This window comes from Pseudomonas sp. LB3P81, from assembly GCF_054897965.1.
In genome coordinates this window covers 1,417,530-1,444,142 of sequence record NZ_JBUBVG010000001.1, presented here as the reverse complement: position 1 = coordinate 1,444,142, position 26,613 = coordinate 1,417,530, and the positions used below count along the sequence as shown (strand labels likewise).

Genomic DNA, 26,613 nt, shown 5'->3' with positions numbered 1-26,613 from the left:
CTAACCAATGCGTCACATCGAGGGAATGATCGTTTTGTCATAAGAACGTAACCATAAAGATGCTATGGCCATAAGTAACACGATGTTTGCCCCATATTTATTGGTCAAAGCCCTGTATGATCGGCCCCCCGCAGAATGATGGGATTAATCCTTTAGTGAGAATGGCTCGTGTTGCGTTGAGCATTATTCGACGAAGGGTCGACTTATGTCATTTTGTTGCATTAACTTTTTTATCTGTCCTTGCATCTAAGCTCTTTTAACCCGAGCAGCAGGGGTGGGACGGCACACCTTCGTGCCACGCGGGCGCTCTTTTAGAAAAGCGCCTGATTGAAAACCGGGCCGGCAATGCGTTGCCGGTTCACTTAGCCAAAGGCTCTGAAAACCATGTCCGATCGTTTCGAACTCTTCCTCACTTGCCCCAAAGGCCTTGAAGGCCTGCTCATCGAGGAAGCCGTCGGGCTTGGCCTTGAAGAAGCGCGTGAGCACACCTCTGCCGTGCGCGGCATGGCGACCATGGAAACCGCGTATCGCCTGTGCCTGTGGTCGCGTCTGGCGAACCGGGTGCTGCTGGTGCTCAAGCGTTTCCCGATGAAGGACGCCGAAGACCTGTACCACGGCGTGCTCGATATCGAGTGGCAAGACCACATGCTCAACGACGGCACCCTGGCCGTCGAGTTCAGCGGTCACGGCTCGGGCATCGACAACACGCACTTCGGCGCCTTGAAAGTCAAAGACGCCATCGTCGACAAACTGCGTACTCCGCAGGGCGACCGTCCGTCCATCGACAAACTCAACCCGGACCTGCGCATTCACCTGCGTCTGGACCGTGGCGAAGCGATTCTCTCCCTCGACCTCTCCGGCCACAGCCTGCACCAGCGCGGCTATCGCTTGCAGCAGGGCGCGGCGCCGCTGAAGGAAAACCTCGCGGCCGCGATCCTGATCCGTTCCGGCTGGCCACGCATTGCGGCCGATGGCGGCGCGCTGGCTGACCCGATGTGCGGTGTGGGTACGTTCCTCGTCGAAGCGGCGATGATCGCCGCCGACATGGCGCCGAACCTGCGTCGCGAGCAGTGGGGTTTCACCGCGTGGCTCGGTCACGTGCCGGCGCTGTGGAAAAAGCTGCACGAAGAAGCCACCGAACGCGCCGCGGCCGGTCTGGCCAAGCCACCGTTGTGGATTCGCGGTTACGAAGCTGACCCGCGCCTGATTCAACCGGGCCGCAACAACGTCGAACGTGCCGGCCTGAGCGAGTGGATCAAGATCTACCAAGGCGAAGTCGGTACGTTCGAACCGCGTCCGGACCAGAACCAGAAAGGTCTGGTGATCTGCAACCCACCGTACGGCGAGCGTCTGGGCGACGAGGCGAGCTTGCTCTACCTCTACCAGAACCTCGGCGAGCGCCTGCGTCAGGCCTGCCTGAACTGGGAAGCCGCCGTCTTCACCGGCGCCCCCGATCTGGGCAAGCGCATGGGCATCCGCAGCCACAAACAGTATTCGTTCTGGAACGGCGCGTTGCCGTGCAAGCTGCTGCTGATCAAGGTCACGCCGGACCAGTTCGTCACGGGCGAGCGTCGTACCCCGGAACAGCGTCAAGTCGAGCGCGAACAGGCGGAATACGATCAGGCGCCGAACGAGCCGCAGGAACGTCAGTACAACAAGAACGGCAACCCGATCAAACCGGCCCCGGTGGTGATTGAGCAACCGCGCTTGAGCGAAGGCGGGCAGATGTTTGCCAATCGCCTGCAAAAGAATCTCAAGGCGCTGGGCAAGTGGGTCAAGCGTGAAGGCATCGACTGCTATCGCGTCTACGATGCCGACATGCCGGAATACTCGATGGCCATCGACCTGTATCAGGATTGGGTTCACGTCCAGGAATACGCCGCGCCGAAGTCCATCGACCCGGAAAAAGCCTCGGCCCGCATGTTCGACGCCCTGGCGGCCATTCCGCAGGCGTTGAACATCGACAAGAGCCGCGTGGTGGTCAAGCGTCGCGAGCGTCAGAGCGGCACCAAACAGTACGAACGTCAGGCCGCACAGGGCAAGTTCGTCGAGGTCAACGAAGGCGGCGTGAAGCTGCTGGTGAACCTCACCGATTACCTCGACACCGGTCTGTTCCTCGACCACCGGCCGATGCGCATGCGCATTCAGAAAGAGGCAGCCGGCAAGCGCTTCCTCAACCTGTATTGCTACACCGCGACCGCCAGTGTTCACGCCGCCAAGGGCGGCGCGCGCAGCACCACCAGCGTCGATCTGTCGAAAACCTACCTCGACTGGGCGCGTCGCAACCTGTCGCTGAACGGTTTCTCCGACAAGAACCGTCTGGAGCAGGGCGACGTGATGGCCTGGCTCGACGCCTGCCGCGACGAGTACGACCTGATCTTCATCGACCCGCCAACGTTCTCCAATTCCAAGCGCATGGAAGGGATCTTCGACGTGCAGCGCGACCAGGTGCAATTGATCGACCTGGCCATGGCACGACTGGCGCCGGGGGGCGTGCTGTACTTCTCCAACAACTTCCGCAAGTTCGAGCTGGAACCCAACCTCACCGAGCGTTATGCGGTCGAGGAGATTACGGCCCAGACCATTGATCCGGATTTTGCCCGCAACGCCAAGATCCACCGAGCCTGGAAAGTCACGGCACGTTGATACTCTCTGGCATTGGATCCACAGAGCCTTGATTTTTAAAGGCTCTTGGCTTCTTTCAGTGCTGGTCAAATTGATGGCTAATCGCTATAACTCAACGCATGGCCAATGGGCTTTTCCGGCACCTGGCGTTTTGAGTTGCCTCTATGTCGTTGCACTCCGTGCGCCCCAAGATCCTGGGTTTTATCAGTGAAGACGTTTCGGCCTGGCTGGTCGCGCTGCTGGTATTGGTCGTTGGCGGCGTTCTCACGGGGCTGTTGGCCTGGTCGACCCTGAATCTGTTCCACCAACAATTGCGGCAACGTTTCCAGCTGATGGCCAGTGAACGTTACAGCCGTATCGAAGAGCGTTTCGAAGATCAGGAACAGCGCCTCGACGGCCTGCGCCGGTTCTTCACCAATTCCGATGTGGTCGACCGCGAGGAATTCAACGGCTACACCCAACCTCTGCTGCACCGAACCCAGGCCTATACGTTTGCCCAGCGGGTCAGCGGTGCCGAGCGCGCTGAATTTGAGCGCCAGGTACGTGAGGAAGGTTTATCCGACTTCAGCATTCGTGAGCTCAATGCCGACGGCCAGCTGCAACTGGCGGCCGAACGGGATGAGTACGTGGTGGTGCTGTACAGCCAGACGCAAAGCCGACTCGGTGCGCCGCTGGGTTACGACTTGCTGGCGCAACCTCTGCGCCGTTCAACCCTCGAACGGGCCGACCAGAGCGCCAGGATGGCGGTGTCGCAGCCGATGTACCTGGTCAGCATCGAGCCGGCCTATGCCCGGGGTGTGCTGTTGGTTGCGCCGGTTCTGTCCGGCAACAGTCCGCAAACCAAACCCTACGGTTACGTGATGGCGGTGATCAGCATGCGTCAGTTGCTGGCCGACGGGTTGCCGGAGGCGAGCCGCGATTATCTGTCGGTGCGCATCCTCGACTTGTCCACTGACGATCAGCACGAAGTGCTCTATGAATCCCCCAACGGGCCCGCCGTCAGTGAGTTGGCCGCGACCCGGCTGCTGCGGCTTGCCGATCACAACTATCAAGTCGATATCCAGCCCAGCGAGGCCTTCCTGAAAGCCAACCATTCTTCGGTCACTAGCGTTGTGGTGCTGGGTGGCTTGCTCAGTCTGATGCTCAGCGCACTGCTTTATGTGCTGGTCAGTCAGCGGCAAAGGGCGTTGAAAATGGTCGAGCAGCGGACCCAGGAGCTGCGCGCCCGTGAGCAGGAACTGCGCGGCACCCATGGTCAGTTGCGCGGCGTGCTGAATGCCGCGACTCAAGTGGCGATCATCGCCACCGACCTGCGCGGCATCATCAGCACGTTCAATGCCGGGGCGGAGCAGATGCTCGGCTATTCCAGCGCTGATGTGGTGGGGCACATGACCCTGGAAAATCTGCATTTGCCCCGGGAACTGGAGGCGCGCTCGGCGGAGTTGAGCGCGCGCTATGGCAAGCCGATTCCGACCTGCCAGGCGATGTTGGTCGAGGGCGGTGAAGAGGGCGGTCACGAAGCGCGGGAGTGGACCCTGGTTCGCGACGACGGCAGCCATTTGACGGTGAACATGCTGGCGACCCCGGTACTCGACGAGCAAGGTCTGTGGGTCGGGCACCTGGCAGTCTGCATCGACGTCACCGAGCGCAAGCGGGTGTACGAGGCGCTCGCCGCACGGGATGTGTTATTGAAGAAACTCAGCGCCCATCTGCCCGGCGGGATTTACCAGTTCAAGATGGAGTTCGACGGACGCTTCAGTGTGATCTACGCCAGCGATGGCATCCGCGAAATCTATGAGCTCGAACCGGAGGTGATGCTGCTCGACGCTGAATCGATTTTCACCCGGATTCATCCCCAGGACACCAGCCGGGTTCGCGCCTCCATCCGGGCGTCGGCGGACACGCTCAGCCCGTGGCGCGAGGAATACCGTGTGCTGCTGCCGGTACGTGGCCTGCGCTGGGTCCGAGGTGAAGCGACGCCGGAGGAACTGCCCGGTGGCGGCGTGCTCTGGCATGGCTACGTCTCGGACATCTCCGACTTGAAACGGGTGGAAGAAGAGTTGCGGGCGCTGTCGATTACTGACTCGCTGACCGGGATTCACAACCGCCGCTATTTCCAGGAGCGCCTGACCACTGAAATGGCCCGGGTCGAGCGCGGTGGCGGCGAGTTGTCCGTGATCATGCTCGACATCGACCACTTCAAACGCATCAATGACCAGCACGGTCATGCGGTGGGCGATCGGGTGTTGCAAGCGGTGTGCGAGCGTATTGGTCATCGGCTGCGGCGCACCGACGTGTTCTGTCGCCTGGGCGGTGAGGAGTTCATGGTGCTCTGCCCGGACATCGACGGCGAAAAGGCCCATGTGCTGGCGCTGGAGTTGTGGCAAGCCTTGCGCAGCTCGCCGATCGACGACGTCGGGATCGTCACCGCGAGTTTCGGGATCGCCAGTTGGCGCGTCGACGAAGGCGCGGATGCGCTGCTATTGCGGGCTGACTCGGGGGTTTATGCGGCGAAGCAGGCTGGGCGTGATCGGGTTGAAGGCGAGATAAGCTAGGCGATTCTGCGGTGAATTGAAAAGATCGCAGCCTTCGGCAGCTCCTACAGGTGTACACATGACCCCGTAGGAGCTGCCGAAGGCTGCGATCTTTTGATTTTAAGGGTTACAGAACCGAAGCCGTATCAGGCAGTTTCGGCTGGCGATACAAATCCAGCAGCACCTGATCCAGCACCGACGACGCACCAAACGGTGCCTTGTCGTTGAGGATCGCCACCACTGCCCAGGTATTGCCGTTGACGTCACGGCTGAAGCCGGAGATCGCGCGCACGGTGTTCAGGGTGCCGGTCTTGACGTGGGCTTCACCGCGCATCGCGGTGGTCTTCAGGCGTTTACGCATGGTGCCGTCGGTGCCGGCAATCGGCATCGAGCTGATGAACTCGGCGGCGTACGGGCTGTGCCATGCGGCTTGCAGCATCGCGGCCATTTCACGAGCACTGACACGTTCTGCACGGGACAGGCCGGAACCGTTTTCCATCACCAGGTGCGGCGCGGTGATGCCTTTTTTCGCCAGCCACTGACGCACCACGCGCTGGGCCGCTTTGGCGTCGTCGGCGTCGGCGTCGGTGCGGAATTTCTGGCCCAGGCTCAGGAACAACTGCTGAGCCATGGTGTTGTTACTGTACTTGTTGATGTCACGGATGATTTCCGCCAGGTCCGGCGAGAAGGCGCGAGCCAGCACCTTGGCGTCTTTTGGCGTGGATGCCAGAACATCCTTGCCCTGAATGCTGCCACCCAGTTCTTTCCAGATCGCCCGGACCGCGCCCGCGGTATAGGTCGCGTGGTCGAGCAACGACAGGTAAGTCTGGGAGCTGCAGCCTTCGCCCAGCTGACCGCCGACGGTTATGTTCACGGTGCCATCGGCCTGGGTCACCGGGTTGTAACGCACGCCACCGGTGCATTGCTTGGAGTTGACGGCCTTGACCTGGTTTTCGATGCGGATACTGGAAATCGGCGGTTCGACCGAAATCAGCACCCGGCCGTTGTCGTTGCGCGCCACGAAGCGCAAGGCCTTGAGGTTGACCAGCAGCGAATCGGGTTTGACCAGGAACGGTTTGTTCTCGTCATTGCCGTCATCGTTGAATTCGGGCAATTGCGGTTGCACGAAGAAGCCACGATCCAGCACCAGGTCGCCGGTGACTTGCGTCACGCCGTTGGCGCGCAGGTCGCGCATCAGCAGCCAGAGTTTTTCCATGTTCAGTTTCGGATCGCCGCCACCCTTGAGGTAGAGGTTGCCGTTGAGAATGCCGCCGCTGAGCGTGCCGTCGGTGTAGAACTCGGTTTTCCACTGATGGTTCGGGCCGAGCATTTCCAGCGCGGCGTACGTGGTCACCAGTTTCATGGTGGAGGCCGGGTTGACCGAGACGTCAGCGTTGAAAATGGTCGGGGTGCCGGGGCCGTTAAGCGGGATCATCACCAGCGACAGGGCGTTGTCCTGCAACTTGCTGGCCTTCAGGGCTTTTTCGACGTTGGGCGACAGCGCGGTGTTGATGGTGGCGGCGGAAGCGGGGAGGGCCAGGGGAAGAAGAAGACTGGCCAGCAACAGTGGACGCAAAGATTTGATCATCTGAAATAGAACCCTGCAGTCGAGGGGGAAAAAAGACGAGGGCATGAAGATAAATTCCCTCGGTGGTCATGAAAGTGTCGGCATTATGCCCCAAGGTGTAGCGGCTTGTGCCGTGCCCGCGTCTTCTAATCCGCTATTTTTTACCGACGGTAACTCGTTGCGCCCAGAGAGTCGGGCAATTGGCGGCTTAAACTGCTAAAGTGCCGCCCGTTATTACTTATGAGGATTGTTCCAATGGCGACTAACCGTTCCCAGCGTCTGCGCAAAAAACTGTGCGTCGATGAATTTCAAGAGCTGGGTTTCGAACTGAACCTGGATTTCAAAGAAGATTTGGCTGATGAAGCCATTGATGCTTTCCTCGACGCGTTCCTGAAAGAAGCCATGGAAGCCAACGGTCTGGGCTATGTTGGCGGCGACGACTTCGGTCTGGTTTGCCTGCAGAAACGTGGTTCGGTCAGCGCTGAACAGCGCGCTGCCGTTGAAGCCTGGCTCAAAGGCCGCACCGAGCTGACCAGCGTTGAAGTCAGCCCGCTGCTGGACGTCTGGTACCCGGAAAAGCCGATCAATCCGGTAGCTTGATGTCATGAAAAACGGCGACCCGAGGGTCGCCGTTTTTTTGTGAAGATCAAAGGATCGCAGCCTCGTTTCACTCGACAGCTCCTACATTGAAATGCGATCCCCTGTAGGAGCTGTCGAGTGAAACGAGGCTGCGATCTTTTGTTTTCAGGCTTTACGCCAGTTCAGAATCACCAGCGTCAACACCCCCGCCACAATCCCCCAGAACGCTGACCCGATGGAAAACAGCGTCAGCCCCGACGCCGTGACCATAAAGGTGATCAACGCCGCCTCACGTTCCTTCACTTGCGCCATGGCAATGCTCAAACCATTGATGATCGAACCGAACAACGCCAGCGCCGCAATCGACAGCACCAGTTCTTTCGGCAACGCGGCAAACAGCGCCGCCAGCGTCGCGCCGAAGACCCCGGCGATCCCGTAGAAAATCCCGCACCAGACCGCCGCCGTATAACGCTTGTTGCGATCCTCGTGGGCATGCGGGCCGGTGCAGATCGCCGCGCTGATGGCGGCGAGGTTGATCCCGTGGGAACCGAACGGTGCCAGCAGCAGCGAGGCGATGCCGGTGGTGGTGATCAGCGGAGAAGCCGGCACGTTATAGCCGTCGGCGCGCAGCACGGCGATGCCGGGCATGTTCTGCGACGTCATCGCCACCACGAACAGCGGGATGCCGATGCTGATGGTCGCGGCCAGGGAGAAGTGCGGCGTGGTCCAGACCGGCGTCGCCACTTCCAGGTGAAACGCGCTGAAATCCAGCAGCCCCATGAACCCTGACAACGCCGTGCCGATGAGCAATGCAGCGAGTACGGCGTAGCGGGGCGACAGGCGCTTGACCACCAGGTACGTGAAAAACATCCCCAGCACCAGCGCGGTGCGATGCTGGGCGGCGACGAAAATTTCGCTGCCGATCTTGAACAGGATCCCCGCCAGCAATGCGGCGGCCAAGGACGCCGGAATCTTCTTTACCAAGCGTTCGAAGCTGCCGGTCAATCCACAAATCGTGACCAGCACCGCGCAGGTGATGTAGGCGCCAATGGCTTCGCCGTAGCTCACACCGCCCAGGCTGGTGATCAGCAGCGCCGCGCCGGGTGTCGACCAGGCAATGGTGATCGGCGTGCGATAACGCAGGGACAGGCCAATCGAGCACACCGCCATGCCGATGGAAATCGCCCAGATCCACGACGAAATCTGCCCACTGGTCAGCCCTGCCGCTTGCCCGGCCTGGAACATCAGCACCAGGGAGCTGGTGTAGCCGGTCATCATCGCGATGAAGCCGGCGACAATGGCCGAGGGTGACGTATCGGCCAGAGGGCGGAGCTGCGTGTGCGTTGCGTCGTTCATGACAGCGATGTTCCCTTTCACGTATGTAGATGTCCTGTAGGAGCTGTCGAGTGAAACGAGGCTGCGATCTTTTGATCTTGAAAAATCAAAATCAAAATCAAAATCAAAAGATCGCAGCCTCGTTTCACTCGACAGCTCCTACGGGATTCCGGGTTAAAGCCTAAACTCAAACGTAAGCAATCGTTGCAATACAGCGAAGGCGACAAACAGCCGTACAGTCGTGTTGCCACCGTCCATTGTGTACAATCGCGGTGTTTTTTACGCGATACTTGCCAGCGACCCACTGTGCCGTATTACAGTCACGGTCAATTCGCCGCAGTTCTCCCGACTCGAGTGCCCATGAACGAACAGTTGCAACCCCTCAAGAAACAACCGCGAGCAGGCAAAGCCGGCCGCAGCGGCACCCAGGACGATATTGTCTACGCGCATATCTTCGAGGCCATCCTCGAACAGCGCCTGGCGCCCGGCACCAAGTTGAGCGAAGAAGCGCTGGGGGAAATTTTCGGGGTCAGTCGCACCATCATTCGCCGCGCGCTGTCGCGCCTGGCCCATGAAGGCGTCGTGCTGCTGCGGCCGAACCGTGGCGCCGTGGTTGCCAGCCCGAGTGTCGAAGAAGCGCGTCAGGTGTTCCTCGCCCGGCGTCTGGTCGAGCGGGCGATCACTGAACTGGCGGTGCAACACGCCACCGCCGAGCAGATTGCCGAATTGCGCCAGATGGTCAACGACGAACGCGACAGCTTCTCCCGTGGCGATCGCGGTGCCGGTATCCGTCTGTCGGGCGAGTTTCACCTGAAACTGGCCGAAGCGGCGAAGAATGCACCGCTAATCAGCTTCCAGCGCAGCCTGGTTTCCCAGACCTCGTTGATCATCGCCCAATACGAAAGCGGCAACCGTTCGCACTGTTCCTACGACGAGCACACCCAACTGATCGACGCCATTGAAGCGCGCAACAGTGAGCTGGCGGTGAATTTGATGATGCATCACATGGATCACATCGACAGCAAACTCAACCTCGACGAGGAAAGTGCGTCGGATGATTTGCATGCGGTGTTCTCGCATTTGTTGCAGACCAAAAAGCCAGGGCGGCCGACGGCGAAACTCTGATAGACCGAGTCGCCTGCTTCGCGAGCAAGCCCGCTCCCACATTTGATCTCCAGCGAACACATTATTTGTGTACGACCCAAATCAAATGTGGGAGCGGGCTTGCTCGCGAAGGCGATATGACAAGCAATAAAAATCCCCCGCGCTTGTAATGCGACGGGGGATTTTTTTGCCCGAAAAACCTTACCGCTGATGCACCTGACTCCCCGCCGCATACGTCTGCAACACCGTCCGGTCATCCCCCAGCGTCATCAACACAAACAACGTCTCGGCAATGTTGTTCGCCTGCTTCAAGCGATAACTCAGCAACGGCGTAGCGTTGTAATCCAGCACCAGGAAGTCTGCATCGGTGCCCGGTTGCAGCGTGCCGATCTTGTCTTCCAGGCGCAGTGCACGTGCACCGCCGAGTGTCGCCAGGTACAACGATTTGAACGGGCTCAGTCGCGCGCCTTGCAACTGCATGACCTTGTACGCCTCGTTCAACGTCTGCAACAGCGAGAAACTGGTGCCACCGCCAACGTCCGTGCCCAGACCGACATTCAGCTTGTGCTTCTCGGCCATCGGCAAATTGAACAGGCCGCTACCGAGGAAGAAGTTCGAGGTCGGGCAGAAGGCAATCGCCGAACCGGTCTCCGCCAGTCGTGCGCACTCGTCGTCGCACAGGTGCACGCCGTGGGCGAACACCGAGCGCTCGCCCAGCAATTGGTAGTGATCGTAGACGTCGAGGTAGCCTTTGCGCTCCGGGAACAGTTCCTTGACCCACTCGACTTCCTTGAGGTTTTCGCTGATGTGGGTCTGCATGTACAGGTCCGGATATTCACTCAGCAACTGGCCGGCGAGGGTCAGTTGTTCCGGGGTGCTGGTCGGCGCAAAGCGCGGAGTGACGGCGTAGTGCAGGCGACCCTTGCCGTGCCAGCGCTCGATCAGCGCCTTGCTTTCGACGTAGCTGGATTCGGCGGTGTCGGTCAGGTAGTCCGGCGCGTTGCGGTCCATCATCACCTTGCCGGCGATCATCCTCAGGTCCAATTGCTCGGCGGCCTCGAAGAACGAGTTCACCGATTGCGGGTGCACGCTGCCGAATACCAGCGCGGTGGTGGTGCCGTTGCGCAGCAGTTCCTTGATGAAAATGTCCGCGACTTCGTCGGCATGGGCCTTGTCGGCAAACTGGCTTTCGCACGGGAACGTATAAGTGTTGAGCCAGTCCAGCAACTGCTCGCCGTAAGCACCGACCATGCCGGTTTGCGGCAGGTGGATGTGGGTGTCGATGAAGCCGGGCGTGATCAGCGCGTCCTGATAATGAGTGATCTCGATATCGGCCGGCAGGGTCGGCAGCAATTCGCTGGCGTGACCGAGGGCGCTGATCTGGCCGTTATCGACCACCAGCAAGCCGTCCTCGAAATACTCGTACGAGGCTTCGATGCCCACTTCGGCGGGGTCGGCGATGCTGTGCAGAATGGCGGCGCGGTAGGCTTTGCGAGTCAGAGGCATGGGCGTTCTCAGTTGGAGGCTTGGCTGCGGCGTGAAGCAGGCAGCAGTTTGGCAATCGATGATCCGGCGCTGGCGGTGTGCTGGCCGAAATTCGCGTTATAGGTGGCGATGATTTCGCCGGCGATGGAGATGGCGATTTCCACAGGCAACTTGCCTTTGACTTCGCCGAGGCCCATCGGGCAGCGCATGCGTTGCAGCACGCTGCTGTCAAAACCACGGTCGCGCAGACGGTGTTCGAACTTCACCCGTTTGGTCTTCGAACCGATCAGGCCGAAGTAGGCGAAGTCGTTGCGTTTGAGGAGCGCGGCGGTAAGTTCGAGGTCGAGCTGGTGGTTGTGGGTCATGACGATGCAATAGCTGCCGGCGGGCAGGTTGTCGATTTCGTCCACCGGTTCTTCGGAGACGATTTTGCGTACGCCGTGGGGGATCTGTTCAGGGAATTCCGCTTCCCGCGAATCGATCCAGCGCACCCGGCAGGGCAGGCTGGCGAGCAGCGGCACTAACGCCCGACCGACATGGCCGGCGCCGAACACGGCAATCTGTGCCTGGACCTGGCCCATCGGTTCGAACAGCAACACGGTCACGCCGCCACAGCATTGACCGAGGCTGGCGCCGAGGCTGAAGCGTTCCAGATGGGTGTCCTGTTTGCCGCTGGCCAGCATCTCGCGGCCGATTTGCATGGCCTTGTATTCCAGATGCCCGCCACCGATGGTGTCGAAGGTCTGGCTGGCACTGATGACCATCTTCGAACCGGCATTGCGCGGCGTCGAGCCGAGCTCTTCGATGATGGTCACCAACACGCAGGGTTCGCCCCGGTTTTGCAGGTCGGCGAGGGCGTCGATCCAGTTGTACATATTCACCTCGACATTTCTGTTGTCTATCCGGGCCTCATCGCTAGCAGGCTAGCTCCCACAGTTGATCGCATTCCCCTGTGGGAGCTAGCCTGCTAGCGATTGGCCGCGCCTCGGTATCAGAGCGAAGCCAACTCGACTTCAGTCTCGGCAGCCTTCGCCGCCTTCAACTGCCGCATCTGCTCACACCCCCACAACACCCGCTCCGGCGTCGCCGGTGCATCGATTTTCGGTTGATGCCTGTAATCGCCCAAGCTCGCCACGGCGTCCTTGATCGCACACCACGACGCAATACCGAGCATGAACGGCGGCTCGCCCACAGCCTTGGAGTGAAACACCGTGTCTTCCGGGTTCTTGCGGTTTTCCACCAGCTTCACCCTCAGGTCCAGCGGCATATCTGCCACGGCCGGAATCTTGTAGCTCGCCGGGCCGTTGGTCATGAGTTTGCCTTTCGCATTCCAGACAAGCTCTTCCATGGTCAGCCAGCCCATGCCCTGGATGAATCCGCCCTCGACCTGCCCGATGTCGATGGCCGGGTTCAGCGAGGCGCCGACGTCGTGGAGGATGTCGGTGCGCAGCATTTTGTATTCGCCGGTCAGGGTATCGATGATCACTTCACAGCACGCCGCACCGAAGGCGTAGTAGTAGAACGGCCGCCCCCGCGCCTGGCTGCGGTCGTAGAAGATTTTCGGGGTCTTGTAGAACCCGGTGCTCGACAGCGAAACCTGCGCGAAATACGCCTGCTGGATCAGTGCTTCGAAGGTCAGGATGTGATCTCGAACCCGCACGTGGCCGTTGTGGAATTCCACATCTTCTTCGCTGACCTTGTATTGCCGAGCGGCAAATTCCACCAGGCGCTGCTTGATGATTTCCGCGGCGTTCTGTGCAGCTTTACCGTTCAGGTCGGCGCCGCTGGAAGCTGCGGTCGGCGAGGTGTTCGGCACCTTGTCGGTGTTGGTCGCGGTGATCTGCACGCGGTCCATTTCCACCTGGAACACTTCGGCCACGACCTGCGCGACTTTGGTGTTCAGGCCTTGGCCCATCTCCGTGCCGCCGTGGTTCAGGTGGATGCTGCCGTCGGTGTAGACGTGGACCAGCGCACCCGCCTGATTGAGGAAACTGGCGGTGAACGAAATACCGAATTTTACCGGGGTCAGCGCCAGGCCTTTTTTCAGGATCGGGCTGTTGGCGTTGTAACGACGGATCGCTTCGCGGCGCTCGGCGTACTGGCTGCTTTCTTCCAGTTCGGCGGTCATTTCCTCGAGCATGTTGTGCTCGACGGTCTGGTAATAATGGGTGACGTTGCGCTCGGTCTTGCCGTAGTAGTTGGCCTTGCGCACGGCCAGCGGATCGAGGGCCAGATGGCGGGCAATCGCATCCATCACTTCTTCGATCGCGACCATGCCTTGCGGACCGCCGAAGCCCCGGTAAGCGGTGTTCGACGCGGTGTTGGTTTTGCAGCGGTGACCGTTGATGGTTGCATCGCCCAGGTAGTACGAGTTGTCGGCGTGGAACATCGCACGGTCGACAATCGACGCCGACAAGTCCGGCGAGCAACCGCAGTTACCGGCTAGTTCCAGTGCGATACCGTGCAGGCGACCGGTGCTGTCGAAGCCGACGTCATACTCGACGTAGAACGGGTGACGCTTGCCGGTCATCAGCATGTCTTCGACGCGCGGCAGGCGCATCTTGGTCGGTTGGCCGGTGAGGTGCGCGATCACCGCGCACAGGCACGCCGGGCTCGCGGCCTGGGTTTCTTTGCCGCCGAAACCACCGCCCATGCGGCGCATGTCGACGACGATCTTGTTCATCGAAACGTCGAGCACTTCGGCGACCAGCTTCTGCACTTCGGTCGGGTTCTGCGTCGAGCAGTAGACGATCATCCCGCCATCTTCAGTCGGCATCACCGAAGAGATCTGGGTTTCGAGGTAGAAGTGTTCCTGACCGCCGATGTGCAGCGTGCCTTGAATACGATGTTCAGCGGTGGCCAAGGCACCGGCCGAATCGCCACGCTGATGCGTGTGGCTGTCGAGCACAAAGTGGCGTTTACGCAGGGCTTCGACCACGTCCAGCACCGGCTCCAGATCTTCGTATTCGATGATCGCGGCCATGGCGGCTTTGCGTGCGGTTTCCAGATCTTTTGCGGCGACGGCAAGCACCGGCTGACCAACGAATTGCACATCATCAATGGCCAACAGCGGATCACCCGGCAGCAACGGGCCGATGTCTTTCAACCCCGGCACGTCTTCGTGGGTGATGGCGATGCGCACGCCTTCGAAGGCGTAGCAGGGCTTGGTGTCGATGCTGATGATTTTCGCGTGGGCGCGGTCCGACAGCCGGGCGTACACGTGCAGCTGATTCGGAAATTCCAGACGGTCGTCGATGTACTGCGCTTCACCGGACACATGCTTGGCGGCACTGTCGTGCTTGACGCTGCGGCCGACACCGGTGGTCAGGTCCTTGGCGAACAGTTCAGCCAGTTCGGCCTGGGTCTTCTCTACGGCGTGATGGTTAGACATAAGCGGTCACCCGAGTCTCGATGTGCGGCGTTTGCAATTCGATGAAGTATTTGCGCAGCAGGTTCTGCGCGCTGAGCAAGCGGTATTCCTTGCTGGCGCGGAAGTCCGAGAGCGGCGTGAAATCTTCGGCCAGTGCGGCGCAGGCGCGTTCGACGGTGGCGTTGTTGAACGGTGAGCCGAGTAACACGGCTTCGCAATTGGCGGCGCGTTTCGGGATGGCAGCCATGCCGCCAAACGCCACGCGGGCATCAGCAATCACACCGTTTTCGATGCGCAGGTTGAACGCCGCGCACACCGCGGAAATATCATCGTCCAAACGCTTGGAAACCTTGTATGCACGGAACAGCAGTTCGGCACTGGCACGCGGCACGATGATCTTCTCGATGAACTCGCTTTCCTGGCGCGCAGTGACGCGGTAGTCGATGAAGTAATCTTCCAGGGCCATGGTGCGGCGTGTCTCACCTTTGCACAGGACGATTTGCGCACCGAGGGCGATCAGCAGCGGTGGCGAGTCACCAATTGGCGAGGCGTTGCCGATGTTGCCGCCGAGGGTGCCCTGGTTGCGGATCTGCAAAGATGCAAAGCGTTGCAGCAGTTCGCCGAAATCCGGGTACTCGGCTTTCAAGGCTTCATAGCAGTCGGAGAGGGCGGTGGCGGCGCCGATTTCCAGGCGATCATCGAAGCGTTCGATGCGCTTCATTTCGGCGACGTTGCCGACGTAAATCATCACCGGCAACGTGCGGTGGAACTGGGTGACTTCCAGCGCCAGGTCCGTACCGCCGGCCAGCAGGCGGGCTTGCGGATAAGCATCGTAGAGGTCGGCCAGATCGGCCACGGTCAGCGGCACCAGGCAGCGCTTGTCGCCACTGTTGAGTTCACCGATATCGGTAGGGGCAATGGCCTTCAGGCGCGCGATGGTCTCGGTTTCGCGCGCGTCAAACTGGTCGGGTTGCTTGCCGCAGCAGGATTGCTCGGCGGCTTCCAGAATCGGCCGGTAGCCGGTGCAGCGGCAGAGGTTGCCCGCCAACGCTTCGTGCGCTTTATGCGAGTCCGGTTGATCGCTGTTCTTTTGCAATGCGAACAGCGACATCACGAAACCGGGGGTGCAGAAGCCGCACTGCGAGCCATGGCACTCGACCATGGCTTTCTGCACGCTGTGCAGCTCGCCTTTGTGCTTGAGGTCTTCGACGCTGATCAGTTGTTTGCCGTGCAACGACGAAACGAACGTCAGGCACGAGTTGAGGCTGCGATAGCGAATGTGTTCGCGGCCATCGTCATCCGTTTGCAACTCGCCGACCACCACGGTACACGCGCCACAGTCACCGCTGGCGCAGCCTTCTTTGGTGCCGGGTTTGCCCACATGGTCGCGCAGATAGTTGAGCACGGTCAGGTTCGGGTCCAGGGCGTGCTCGCTACGGAGTTCCTGGTTTAGTAAAAACTGGATCACGGAAGGCCTCGCAGACTCATTATTGTTGTTAACCGACGTGGACCGAATTTATCAGGTCTGACTTTCGGGTCAATGATTTTCTGACTTAAGGGTCAGGAAATAACATTTTGTCGATCAACAAACTGTTCCTTCATTATTGACCCTCGCGGGATTGCCTGCTTTTTTGCTGGATTCGTGCCAAAAACCGCCGAGTGGGCACTCCGCCATGACCCTTCATGTGCGCTACACTGCGGCGCTTGTGCAGATCGAAGAGTTTTAAGGGACAACCATGACGTTCAAGGCGCCGGACAGCCTCGCCGAGCAAATTGCTCACCACCTCGCCGAACGCATCATTCGTGGCGAAATGAAGCCTGGGGAGCGCATCCAGGAACAGAAAGTCACGCTGGCCCTCAATGTCAGCCGCGGTTCGGTCCGCGAAGCCTTGCTGATCCTCGAGCGACGCCACCTGATCGCGATCTTGCCGCGACGCGGCGCCCACGTGACCGAACTCACCGCCCACAAGGTGCAGAGCCTGTGCACGCTGATGAGCGAGCTGTACATCCTGCTCGGCAACGCCGTGGCCAAAGGCTGGCAAGTCCAGGCCGACATGGCACCGTTCGTGCAGATTCAGCAGCGCCTGACCGCCAGTTACGAGCAGCAGGACATTCGCACCTTCGTTGACGACAGCTTCAATGTGATGCGCGCCGCGTACCCGTTTGCCAATAACCCGTACTTGCAGGAAACCGTCGAGAACCTGCAGCCGGCCATGAGTCGCGCGTACTTTCTCGCCCTTGAGCAGCGCAAGGCCTCGATGAGCGAGTTCCTCGAGCTGTTCGAACGCTTGCTCGCGGCGGTGCTGGCCCGTGACTTTCCGCAGATTCGCGAAGTGCTGACGGCTTACACCGAGCGCAGTTGCGATCTGGTGGTCTCTGCCCTGACGGACGCTTAAGCGTGCGGCTCAAGTGCATCAAACTGGCGGGGTTCAAATCCTTCGTCGATCCGACCACGGTGAACTTCCCCAGTAACATGGCGGCAGTGGTCGGCCCCAATGGTTGCGGCAAGTCGAACATCATCGACGCCGTACGCTGGGTGATGGGCGAGAGTTCGGCGAAGAACCTGCGCGGCGAGTCGATGACCGACGTCATCTTCAACGGTTCGACCAGCCGCAAACCGGTGAGCCAGGCCAGCATCGAGCTAGTGTTCGACAACACCGACGGCACCCTGCTCGGCGAATACGCCGCCTATGCGGAAATCTCCATTCGCCGCAAAGTGACCCGCGACAGCCAGACCACTTATTACCTCAATGGCACCAAATGCCGCCGCCGCGATATCACCGACATCTTCCTCGGCACAGGCCTGGGCCCGCGCAGCTACTCGATCATCGAGCAGGGGATGATCTCCAAGCTGATCGAGTCCAAGCCCGAAGACTTGCGCAACTTTATTGAAGAAGCGGCGGGCATCTCCAAGTACAAGGAGCGCCGGCGCGAGACCGAAAACCGCATCCGTCGCACCCACGAAAACCTGGAACGCCTGACGGACCTGCGCGAAGAGCTTGCGCGGCAGCTTGAACGCTTGCACCGCCAGGCCGAGTCGGCCAAGAAGTATCAGGAATACAAGGGCGAGGAGCGGCAGCTCAAGGCCCAATTATCGGCCCTGCGCTGGCAGGCGTTGAACGAACAGGTTGGTCAGCGCGAAGCGGTCATCGGCAATCAGGAAGTCACGTTCGAAGCGCTGGTGGCCGAGCAGCGCAACGCCGACGCGAGCATCGAACGCTTCCGGGACGGGCACCATGACCTGTCGGAGCGCTTCAATCTGGTGCAGGGGCGCTTCTATTCGGTCGGCGGCGACATCGCCCGGGTCGAGCAGAGCATCCAGCATGGTCAGCAACGTCTGCGTCAGTTGCAGGACGATCTGAAGGAAGCCGAGCGCGCGCGGCTGGAAACCGAGTCGCATCTGGGCCACGACCGCACGTTGCTGCTGACCCTCGGCGAAGAACTGGACATGCTCACGCCGGAGCAGGAAGTCACCAGCGCCGCTGCCGAAGAGGCCGCCGCCGCGCTGGAAGAATCCGAAACCACCATGCACGGCTGGCAGGAGCAGTGGGACACGTTCAACCTGACGGCCGCCGAGCCGCGTCGCCAATCCGAAGTTCAGCAGTCGCGCATTCAGCAGCTGGAAACCAGCATGGAGCGTTTGGCGGATCGCCAGAAGCGTCTTGGCGAAGAGCGCGCGTTGCTTTCGGCGGACCCGGAAGATGCGGCAATCATGGAACTCAGCGAGCAACTCGCCGCCAGCGAAGCGACGCTGGAAGATTTGCAGGCCAGCGAAGAAGCGCAGGTTGAGCGCCTTGAGCAGCTGCGTCAGGAATTGCAGCAAGCACTGTCGGCACAGCAACAGGCGCAAGGTGATTTGCAGCGCCTCAACGGGCGCCTCGCCTCGCTGGAAGCCTTGCAGCAAGCCGCGCTCGATCCGGGCACCGGCACCGCTGAATGGCTGCGCGAGCAACACTTGGCTGACCGCCCGCGACTGGCCGAAGGCCTGAAAGTAGAAGCCGGTTGGGAGCTGGCGGTGGAAACCGTGCTTGGTGCCGACCTGCAAGCGGTGTTGGTGGATGATTTCGGCGATTTCGATCTGGCCGGTTTTGCACAGGGCGATTTGCGTTTGCTCAGTCCCGCTAGCGATGGCGTGCGCGTGCCCGGCAGCCTGCTCGACAAGGTCGAGGCGCAGATTGATCTGTCGCCCTGGCTGGGGCAGGTCAAACCGGTTGAAAGCCTCGAACAGGCCTTGGCCCTGCGCAGTCAGTTGACCGCCGGCCAGAGCTTGATCAGTCGCGACGGTTATTGGGTCGGTCGACACTTTCTGCGTGTGCGCCGGGCCAGCGAAGCGGAAAGCGGTGTGCTGGCTCGGGGTCAGGAAATCCAGCGGCTGAGCATCGAGCGTGAGGAGCGTGAAGCCACGGTCGAAACCCTGGAAACCCAACTTCAAAATCTGAGGGCACAACAGCGTCAGCAGGAAAACGGTCGCGAACATTTGCGCCGTTTGTTGCAGGACGAAGCGCGTCAGCAAGGTGAATTGAAAGCCCAGTTGTCCGCCGGCAAAGCCAAGGTCGAGCAACTGACGTTGCGTCGTACCCGGCTCGATGAAGAACTCACCGAACTGGCCGAACAGCGCGCGCTGGAGCACGAAAACATCGGTGAAGCGCGTCTGCAATTGCAGGACGCTCTGGACGCCATGGCGCTGGACACCGAGCAACGTGAGTTGCTGCTGGCCCAGCGCGACAGTCTGCGCGAACGGCTGGATCGCGTGCGTCAGGAAGCGCGGCAACACAAGGATCATGCGCATCAATTGGCGGTGCGTCTGGGGTCGCTCAAGGCGCAACACAACTCGACGCGTCAGGCGCTGGAACGGCTGGAAATGCAGTCCGAGCGCCTGACCGAGAAACGCGAACAGCTGAGCCTCAATCTGGAGGAGGGCGAGGCGCCGCTGGAAGAGCTACGCCTGAAGCTGGAAGAGTTGCTCGACAAGCGCATGACCGTCGATGAAGAGCTCAAGACCGCACAAATTGCTCTGGAAGATGCCGACCGCGAACTGCGTGACGCCGAGAAGCGCCGCAATCAGGCCGAACAGCAATCGCAGTTGATTCGTGGCCAGATGGAAACGCAACGCATGGAATGGCAAGCCCTGACCGTGCGCCGCAAGACTCTGGAAGATCAGTTGCTGGAAGACGGTTACGACCTGCACGGGGTGCTCGCTACGCTGGTGGCCGAGGCCAACGAGAAGGACGCCGAAGAAGAACTCGAACGCATTGCCGCGCGGATTCAGCGCCTCGGCGCAATCAACCTCGCGGCCATCGACGAATATCAGCAACAATCCGAGCGTAAACGTTATCTGGATGCGCAGAACGACGATCTGGTGGAAGCGCTGGACACGCTCGAGAACGTGATTCGCAAGATCGACAAGGAAACCCGCAACCGCTTCAAAGATACCTTCGATCAGATCAATGGCGGTTTACAGGCGCTTTTCCCAAAAGTTTTCGGTGGAGGTCGCGCGTATTTGGAACTGACGGGCGAAGATCTACTCGATACAGGGGTGACGATCATGGCGCAGCCGCCCGGAAAGAAGAACAGCACCATCCATTTGCTCTCCGGCGGCGAAAAAGCCCTGACTGCATTGGCCCTGGTTTTTGCGATCTTCAAGTTGAATCCGGCGCCGTTCTGCATGCTCGATGAAGTTGATGCGCCACTGGATGACGCTAACGTTGGACGCTACGCACGGCTGGTGAAAGAGATGTCGCAGACGGTGCAGTTCATCTATATCACCCACAACAAGATCGCCATGGAAATGGCCGATCAATTGATGGGGGTGACGATGCACGAACCGGGCTGCTCGCGTCTGGTGGCAGTGGATGTCGAGGAGGCCATGGCGATGGTGGATGCCTGAGTCAGCGCTTGAAGGGCAGGTGTTTTTTGTCTGTAGGACATATTTACCTCCCTCTACTTGCTGGCCAATCGACATATTCGCGCAAGCCACGGTGACAGACGGTGTAAAGTTGCCTTTGGTCGTGCTAGTTTAATGTAAATTTTTCGTATACGTGGGCAAAACGCCTGTCAGAACATAGAGTTGGCGCCACGTTTTAAAGCGGTTTACAAGCTGTAAACCCCTTATTTTTCAGCATTTTTTATAGAGGCACGGGATTACATGGAAATCGGTCTGCGCGAGTGGCTGATCGTCATCGGCATTATTGTCATTGCCGGTATTCTTTTCGATGGCTGGCGCCGTATGCGCGGCGGCAAGGGAAAACTGAAATTCCGTCTTGACCGGAGTCTGTCCAATTTGCCGGACGAGGACACCGGCGCCGAGCTGTTGGGCCCGCCCCGCGTCCTGGATACCCACAAAGAGCCGCATCTGGACGAGCACGATCTGCCGTCGGTGAGCATGCCAGCCCGTGAACCCCGTGAGTCGGGTTCCAAGCGCGGCAAGCGTGGCCATGGCGAACCGTCGCAAGGTGATATGAACCTAAGCCTGGACCTGGACGGCGGCCCGAGCTTCAGCAGCCGTAACGACGATTTCCCGGATGACACCAAGTCCTCGCCGTCGGTCAGCGACAAAGAACAACCGCAAGCCGAAGAAGTGCTGGTGATCAGCGTGATCTGCCGCGACGCCGCCGGCTTCAAGGGGCCGGCGCTGTTGCAGAACATTCTGGAAAGCGGTCTGCGCTTCGGCGAGATGGACATTTTCCACCGCCACGAAAGCATGGCCGGCAATGGCGAAGTCCTGTTCTCCATGGCCAATGCGGTCAAGCCGGGCATCTTCGATCTGGACGACATCGACCACTTCAGCACGCCGGCCGTGAGCTTCTTCCTCGGTCTGCCAGGCCCGCGCCATCCGAAGCAGGCCTTCGACGTGATGGTGGCTGCGGCACGCAAGTTGTCCCAGGAGCTGAACGGCGAACTGAAAGACGACCAGCGCAGCGTCCTGACCGCCCAGACGATCGAGCATTACCGTCAGCGTATTGTTGAGTTTGAACGTCGCGCACTGACCCAGAAGCGATAAATCGAATGGCTGGTGCAAGCTCTTGTGGTGAGAGAGCTTGTTGTGGCGAGGGAGCTTGCTCCCGCTGGGCTGCGAAGCGGCCCCATTCAGGCAGCAACCTTATTTATTCAGATACACCGCATTTGCTGGTTTTACGACGGCTTCGCCGCCGAACGGGAGCAAGCTCCCTCGCCAAAGTGTCCATAGCTTTAAGCTACTGTATTTAAACGATTGAGCAGCCTCGGCTGCTCTTTTGCTTTATGAGAGAACACCCATGACCGCCGCCAAAACCCGCATTCTAGAGCTGCGCGCTGAGCTGGATCAGCACAACTATCGCTACCATGTGATGGACGAGCCGAGCATTCCGGACGCCGAATACGACCGGTTGTTCCATGAGCTCAAGGCCCTTGAAGCGGCCAATCCTGACCTCATCACCAGCGACTCGCCGACCCAGCGCGTCGGAAGCGCGGCGCTGTCGGCATTCACTCAGGTGCGTCACGAAGTACCGATGCTCAGCCTCGGCAACGCCTTTGAAGAAACCGACATGCGCGAGTTCGATCGCCGTGTGACGGAAGGTCTTGATCTGCCGGCCGGCGACTTGTTTGGCGGCGGTGCGGCGGTGGAATACAGCTGCGAACCGAAGCTCGATGGCCTGGCGGTCAGCCTGCTTTATCAGGACGGTGTGCTGGTGCGCGGCGCGACCCGTGGCGATGGCACCACTGGCGAAGACATCAGCGTCAACGTACGCACCGTGCGCAACATCCCGCTCAAACTGCAAGGCAGCGGCTGGCCGGCGACCCTCGAAGTGCGCGGCGAAGTGTTCATGTCCAAAGCGGGTTTCGAACGGCTCAACGCCACGCAACTGGAAGTCGGCGGCAAGACCTTCGCCAACCCGCGCAACGCGGCGGCAGGCAGTTTGCGGCAGCTGGATTCGAAGATCACCGCCAACCGTCCGCTGGAATTCTGCTGCTACGGCATCGGCCAGGTGTCGGCGGACATTGCCGACACGCACATCGGCAATTTGAAGCAACTGCAGGCATGGGGGATGCCGATCAGTCGCGAGTTGAAACTGGCGCATGGCATCGAAGAATGTCTGGATTACTACCGCGACATCGGTGAGCGCCGCAGCGGGCTGGCCTATGAAATCGACGGTGTGGTGTTCAAGGTCAACAGCATCGCCTCTCAGCGTGAACTGGGTTTCCGTGCTCGCGAGCCGCGCTGGGCGATTGCTCATAAATTCCCGGCCATGGAAGAACTCACCGAGTTGCTCGACGTGGAATTCCAGGTCGGTCGTACCGGTGCAGTAACCCCCGTGGCGCGCTTGAAACCGGTCAAGGTGGCTGGCGTCACCGTGGCCAATGCGACGTTGCACAACATGGATGAAGTCGCGCGTTTGGGCCTGATGATCGGCGACACCGTGATCATTCGCCGCGCCGGCGACGTGATTCCGCAAGTGGTGCAAGTGGTCACCGAGCGCCGCCCCGATAACGCGCGAGCGGTGCAGATTCCCGAGCAATGCCCGGTCTGCGGCTCGCATGTCGAACGCACGCAACTGGTCAAGCGCAGCAAGGGTCGCGAGACCGTCAGCGAAGGCGCGGTGTATCGCTGCGTCGGCCGTCTGGCCTGCGGTGCGCAGCTCAAGCAGGCGATCATTCATTTTGTCTCGCGTCGCGCGATGGACATTGAGGGGCTGGGCGATAAAAGCGTCGAGCAACTGGTCGATGAAGGCCTGGTGAGTTCTCCGGCCGATCTGTATGCCCTGAAGTTTGACGACATTGTCGATCTGGAAGGGTTTGCCGAACTGTCGAGCAAGAAGTTGCTCAGCGCTATCGAAGACAGCAAGAAACCAGGCCTTGCACGGTTTATCTACGCCCTCGGCATTCCCGATGTCGGTGAAGAAACGGCCAAGGTCCTGGCACGCTCACTCGGTTCGCTGGAGCGGGTTCAGCAAGCGTTGCCGCAAGTGCTCACGTACCTGCCAGACGTCGGCCTGGAAGTGGCTCACGAGATTCACAGCTTTTTTGAAGATGCGCATAACCAACAGGTGATCGCGGATCTGCTCAAGCATGGCCTGCAGATTCAGGATCAGGGCGACCTGGGTGCCGAGTTTGCGGCGAGCACCACGCTGGGCGGTTTCCTCGACAAGTTGCACATTCCTTCGGTCGGGCCGGGTGGCGCGCAGAAACTGGCGGACAAGTTCGGTTCGCTGGAAGGCGTGTTCGGCGCTGACTGGCTGGACATGCGTCAGGCGCTGCCGGAGAAGCAGGCCAATTCGGTCCGCGAGTTTTTTGCGGTTGCGCAAAATCGCCAGATCGCTGAGGCCGCTGAAAAGCAGTTGCGTGATTTCGGCATGCACTGGCAGAGCGAGAAGAAGGTCGTCGAAGGACTGCCGCTGGCCGGGCAGACCTGGGTGCTGACCGGCTCGCTGGAATTGATGAGCCGTGACGTTGCCAAGGACAAACTGGAAAGCCTCGGCGCCAAGGTGGCCGGGTCGGTGTCGGCCAAGACCCATTGCGTGGTGGCCGGGCCGGGTGCCGGTTCGAAGTTGGCCAAGGCCAATGAGCTTGGGTTGAAGGTGCTGGATGAAGAGGCATTTGTGGCTCGTCTAAAGGAATACAACATCCAGATCTAACGCGTGACTCTGTGGCGAGGGAGCTTGCTCCCGCTGGAGCGCGAAGCGGTCCCTTCGATGCTGGCGCCTGCTGCGCAGGCGAACGGGAGCAAGCTCCCTCGCCACAAAGATCACGGAACGATCTTCGCGCAGCAATGATCTAGTCTTGGCAGCCCAAGGGAGAGATCGCCATGCACCGCTTCTTCGAACAGCTCAGCTCGCGCATTGCAGCGCCCTTCATCGGCGAGCGTTCGCGCAACAGTAAGGTCTGGCATTGCCGCTGTGGGCAGTCGCTGTTCTTTCGCAACAGCCAGTGCCTGGCCTGTTCGGCGGCGCTGGGTTATCAGCCTGAATACAGTCGTTTGTCTTCGCTGCAACCCGGCTTGCAGGCGGACACCTGGATTCTCGACACAGATCCCGACGCCGGTGTGTTTCGCCGCTGCGCCAATCTGGATTCCCCTGCCGCGTGCAACTGGCTGTTGCCAGCCAACGACCATGATGCGTTGTGTATCGCCTGTAGCCTGAATCGCACCATTCCTGATTTGTCGATTCCCGAGAATCACGAACGCTGGCACAAGGTCGAAACCGCCAAGCGGCGCCTGGTCGCGCAGTTGGTCAGCCTGGGTTTGCAGGTCATTCCCAAAACCGTGGACGAAAAGACCGGACTGGCCTTCGATTTCATCGGTATAGACCTCGAAGGCAAACCACCGACCACCGGCCATGCCAACGGCCTGATCACCCTCGATATCAAAGAAGCCGACGACGCCCACCGCGAGCAGGTCCGGGTGCAAATGCGCGAACCGTATCGCACGCTGCTCGGGCACTTTCGTCATGAGGTCGGGCACTATTACTGGGATCGGCTGATCGCCAACAGCCAGTGGCTGGGGCCGTTTCGCGGGCTGTTCGGTGACGAGCGCGTGAGTTACGCCGACGCCCTTGAGCGGCATTACCAGCAAGGCGCGCCGCTCGACTGGCAGCAACAGTTCGTCAGCGCCTACGCCACCATGCATCCATGGGAAGACTGGGCGGAAACCTGGGCGCACTACCTGCACATGATGGATGCGGTGGACACCGCCCTTGGATTCGGCATGAGCGCGCGGGAAATGGATTTCGACTACCAGCCATTTCCGTCCACAACGCTCTACGATCCGCAGCATCCTGGCGGTGTGGCATTCCTGTCCTTCGTCAATGCATGGATCGAACTGGCCGGCATGCTCAACGAACTGTCGCGCAGCATGGGCCAGCCGGATTTCTACCCGTTCGTTTTGCCGCCGGCGGTGATTGCCAAGCTGCACTTCATTCATCTGGTGATCCAGCAGGAGGGCGGCAGGGCGGATGAGGTGTTGGCGCAATAAGATCAAAAGATCGCAGCCTTCGGCAGCTCCTACGGGTGTACGCCGACCCATGTAGGAGCTGCCGAAGGCTGCAATCTTTTCCGAAATGCCGCATGTCCTTGAAGCCGCTCATATTTTTTAATCCACGCGAACGGTTGTAACTTCGTCTCAGACAGGTACAATGGCGCGGCTCGCCGTCAGGTGAGCGTCGTTATGGTGATCCCATCGGTCCCCCCGCAACGATTACCCGTGAACCTGGTCAGATCCGGAAGGAAGCAGCCACAGCGGGAACATTGTGTGCCGGGGTGTGGCTGGTGGGGTTGCCTCCTATCTCTAAGTCCTTGATTCCTCAAGGATTTGTCAGTAAAAAATCTCGAAGTGTGACAGCGTTTAGGTACACCTAAGTGGTGCACGGTGCGGACATTTTAGTGTGTTTATTCAGACGCCTCCATCACCCACTTTTTGCGCCTTATAGTATTTATACGATACGCTAAGGAAGCTGACTCCCACGCCAATCGCTATGAACGCAAACCCGATTGCAATAGCGATACCTTCATTTCCGTCTGCTTTGATGGAGGCGTCGGCGTTGTAGCCTAGTGGGGTGCTGTAGCTTCCTGAAAACTCGAGCATGATGTAACCCTCTTGGTTAGTGGTCTGCTTAATCTTTATTCTTTGCTTTCGCGGCAAGCTTGGATATCTGGGCGCCAATCAAACCGCCTAATACGTTACCTAGTACCGGTATGAGCGTTGAGATTCCTGCTGCGGAGGCGCCTAAAGATGTCGCTGCCGTGCCGATAGGCTGCAATTTGATGCCTTTCTTAGCTACATCTGCTTCTGCTGCTTCTGCCATTTCGAGTATGGCTCCCGGCGTATACCCCAAGGCGGGGGCGATTAGTCGGAGCTGATCGATCGATAGCCCGCTCTCACCTTTTTCTATCCGTGACCATGTCGATGGTCCCACGCCCGCGACGTCCGCTAAGTCAGCCTGTTTCATGTTCGCCTCGGCCCGAAGTGTGGCCAACACCGCACCCAGCACCGCTCCGGTAGTGGTAACCGCTTCAATTTCGCTCATTTGAATCTCTCCTCATCT

At 59.9% G+C, this 26,613-nt stretch carries 17 protein-coding genes and 1 other RNA gene; 10 read left to right on the top strand and 8 right to left on the bottom strand.

Features of this window, described 5'->3' with window-relative positions; translation table 11 throughout:
• The first annotated feature begins 384 nt into the window (after positions 1-384).
• Positions 385-2,646: a bifunctional 23S rRNA (guanine(2069)-N(7))-methyltransferase RlmK/23S rRNA (guanine(2445)-N(2))-methyltransferase RlmL gene (rlmKL, locus tag ACYZTL_RS06620; RefSeq protein ID WP_461951100.1), complete on the top strand. Its 2,262-nt coding sequence runs from the start codon at positions 385-387 to the stop codon at positions 2,644-2,646.
• Positions 2,647-2,789: 143 nt separating this feature from the next.
• Positions 2,790-5,180 (top strand): sensor domain-containing diguanylate cyclase, encoded by a 2,391-nt coding sequence (locus tag ACYZTL_RS06615; RefSeq protein WP_461951099.1) that lies wholly within the window; start codon positions 2,790-2,792, stop codon positions 5,178-5,180.
• 106 nt (positions 5,181-5,286) lie between these two features.
• On the opposite strand, the gene dacB is transcribed toward ACYZTL_RS06615, so the two are convergent.
• The gene (dacB, locus tag ACYZTL_RS06610; RefSeq protein ID WP_461951098.1) at positions 5,287-6,747 is read right to left on the bottom strand and encodes a D-alanyl-D-alanine carboxypeptidase/D-alanyl-D-alanine endopeptidase; all 1,461 of its coding nucleotides are present in this window, start codon (positions 6,745-6,747) and stop codon (positions 5,287-5,289) included.
• Between the two features lie 234 nt (positions 6,748-6,981).
• On the opposite strand from dacB, the gene ACYZTL_RS06605 reads away from it, so the two are divergent.
• Positions 6,982-7,326, top strand: coding sequence for a YggL family protein (locus ACYZTL_RS06605; RefSeq protein ID WP_095082694.1), 345 nt, complete (start codon positions 6,982-6,984; stop codon positions 7,324-7,326).
• Between the two features lie 144 nt (positions 7,327-7,470).
• Here the strand turns inward: ACYZTL_RS06605 and ACYZTL_RS06600 are convergent, their stop codons facing one another.
• Positions 7,471-8,661, bottom strand: coding sequence for a benzoate/H(+) symporter BenE family transporter (locus ACYZTL_RS06600; RefSeq protein ID WP_461951097.1), 1,191 nt, complete (start codon positions 8,659-8,661; stop codon positions 7,471-7,473).
• Between the two features lie 339 nt (positions 8,662-9,000).
• Between ACYZTL_RS06600 and ACYZTL_RS06595 the strand changes: the two genes are divergently transcribed.
• Positions 9,001-9,765 carry a GntR family transcriptional regulator gene (locus tag ACYZTL_RS06595; RefSeq protein ID WP_461951096.1) on the top strand — a complete coding sequence of 255 codons (765 nt, stop codon included), beginning with the start codon at positions 9,001-9,003 and terminating at the stop codon, positions 9,763-9,765.
• Between the two features lie 180 nt (positions 9,766-9,945).
• Here ACYZTL_RS06595 and guaD read toward each other — a convergent pair whose 3' ends face one another.
• The 4 genes from guaD to xdhA all read right to left on the bottom strand — a co-directional run bounded on the left by guaD (position 9,946) and on the right by xdhA (position 16,067).
• Entirely contained in the window at positions 9,946-11,250 is a 1,305-nt protein-coding gene (gene guaD, locus ACYZTL_RS06590; RefSeq protein WP_461951095.1) for a guanine deaminase, read from the bottom strand.
• Positions 11,251-11,258: 8 nt separating this feature from the next.
• Positions 11,259-12,104 carry a xanthine dehydrogenase accessory protein XdhC gene (gene xdhC / locus ACYZTL_RS06585; RefSeq protein ID WP_461951094.1) on the bottom strand — a complete coding sequence of 282 codons (846 nt, stop codon included), beginning with the start codon at positions 12,102-12,104 and terminating at the stop codon, positions 11,259-11,261.
• Positions 12,105-12,220: 116 nt separating this feature from the next.
• A complete protein-coding gene (gene xdhB, locus ACYZTL_RS06580) occupies positions 12,221-14,620 on the bottom strand; it encodes a xanthine dehydrogenase molybdopterin binding subunit (protein WP_461951093.1) in 2,400 nt (799 codons plus the stop codon).
• A complete protein-coding gene (xdhA, locus tag ACYZTL_RS06575; RefSeq protein ID WP_461951092.1) occupies positions 14,613-16,067 on the bottom strand; it encodes a xanthine dehydrogenase small subunit in 1,455 nt (484 codons plus the stop codon). The genes xdhB and xdhA overlap by 8 nt, the downstream gene beginning before the upstream one ends.
• A gap of 268 nt (positions 16,068-16,335) precedes the next feature.
• On the opposite strand from xdhA, the gene ACYZTL_RS06570 reads away from it, so the two are divergent.
• The 6 genes from ACYZTL_RS06570 (at position 16,336) to ffs (ending at position 25,843) form a co-directional block, all read left to right on the top strand.
• Positions 16,336-16,995, top strand: a complete 660-nt coding sequence (locus ACYZTL_RS06570; protein ID WP_461951091.1) for a GntR family transcriptional regulator — start codon at positions 16,336-16,338, stop codon at positions 16,993-16,995.
• Positions 16,996-16,997: 2 nt separating this feature from the next.
• The gene (gene smc / locus ACYZTL_RS06565; RefSeq protein ID WP_461951090.1) at positions 16,998-20,486 is read left to right on the top strand and encodes a chromosome segregation protein SMC; all 3,489 of its coding nucleotides are present in this window, start codon (positions 16,998-17,000) and stop codon (positions 20,484-20,486) included.
• Between the two features lie 258 nt (positions 20,487-20,744).
• A complete protein-coding gene (gene zipA / locus ACYZTL_RS06560) occupies positions 20,745-21,599 on the top strand; it encodes a cell division protein ZipA (RefSeq protein ID WP_461951089.1) in 855 nt (284 codons plus the stop codon).
• Between the two features lie 253 nt (positions 21,600-21,852).
• On the top strand, positions 21,853-24,210 hold the full coding sequence (ligA, locus tag ACYZTL_RS06555; RefSeq protein ID WP_461951088.1) for an NAD-dependent DNA ligase LigA: 2,358 nt from the start codon (positions 21,853-21,855) through the stop codon (positions 24,208-24,210).
• Between the two features lie 170 nt (positions 24,211-24,380).
• Entirely contained in the window at positions 24,381-25,544 is a 1,164-nt protein-coding gene (locus ACYZTL_RS06550; RefSeq protein WP_461951087.1) for a zinc-binding metallopeptidase family protein, read from the top strand.
• A 202-nt stretch (positions 25,545-25,746) separates the two neighbouring features.
• Positions 25,747-25,843, top strand: an RNA gene (gene ffs / locus ACYZTL_RS06545) — signal recognition particle sRNA small type.
• Between the two features lie 118 nt (positions 25,844-25,961).
• Here ffs and ACYZTL_RS06540 read toward each other — a convergent pair.
• A complete protein-coding gene (locus ACYZTL_RS06540) occupies positions 25,962-26,153 on the bottom strand; it encodes a hypothetical protein (RefSeq protein WP_461951086.1) in 192 nt (63 codons plus the stop codon).
• 28 nt (positions 26,154-26,181) lie between these two features.
• Entirely contained in the window at positions 26,182-26,595 is a 414-nt protein-coding gene (locus ACYZTL_RS06535) for a helix-turn-helix domain-containing protein (RefSeq protein WP_461951085.1), read from the bottom strand.
• Positions 26,596-26,613 lie beyond the last annotated feature (18 nt).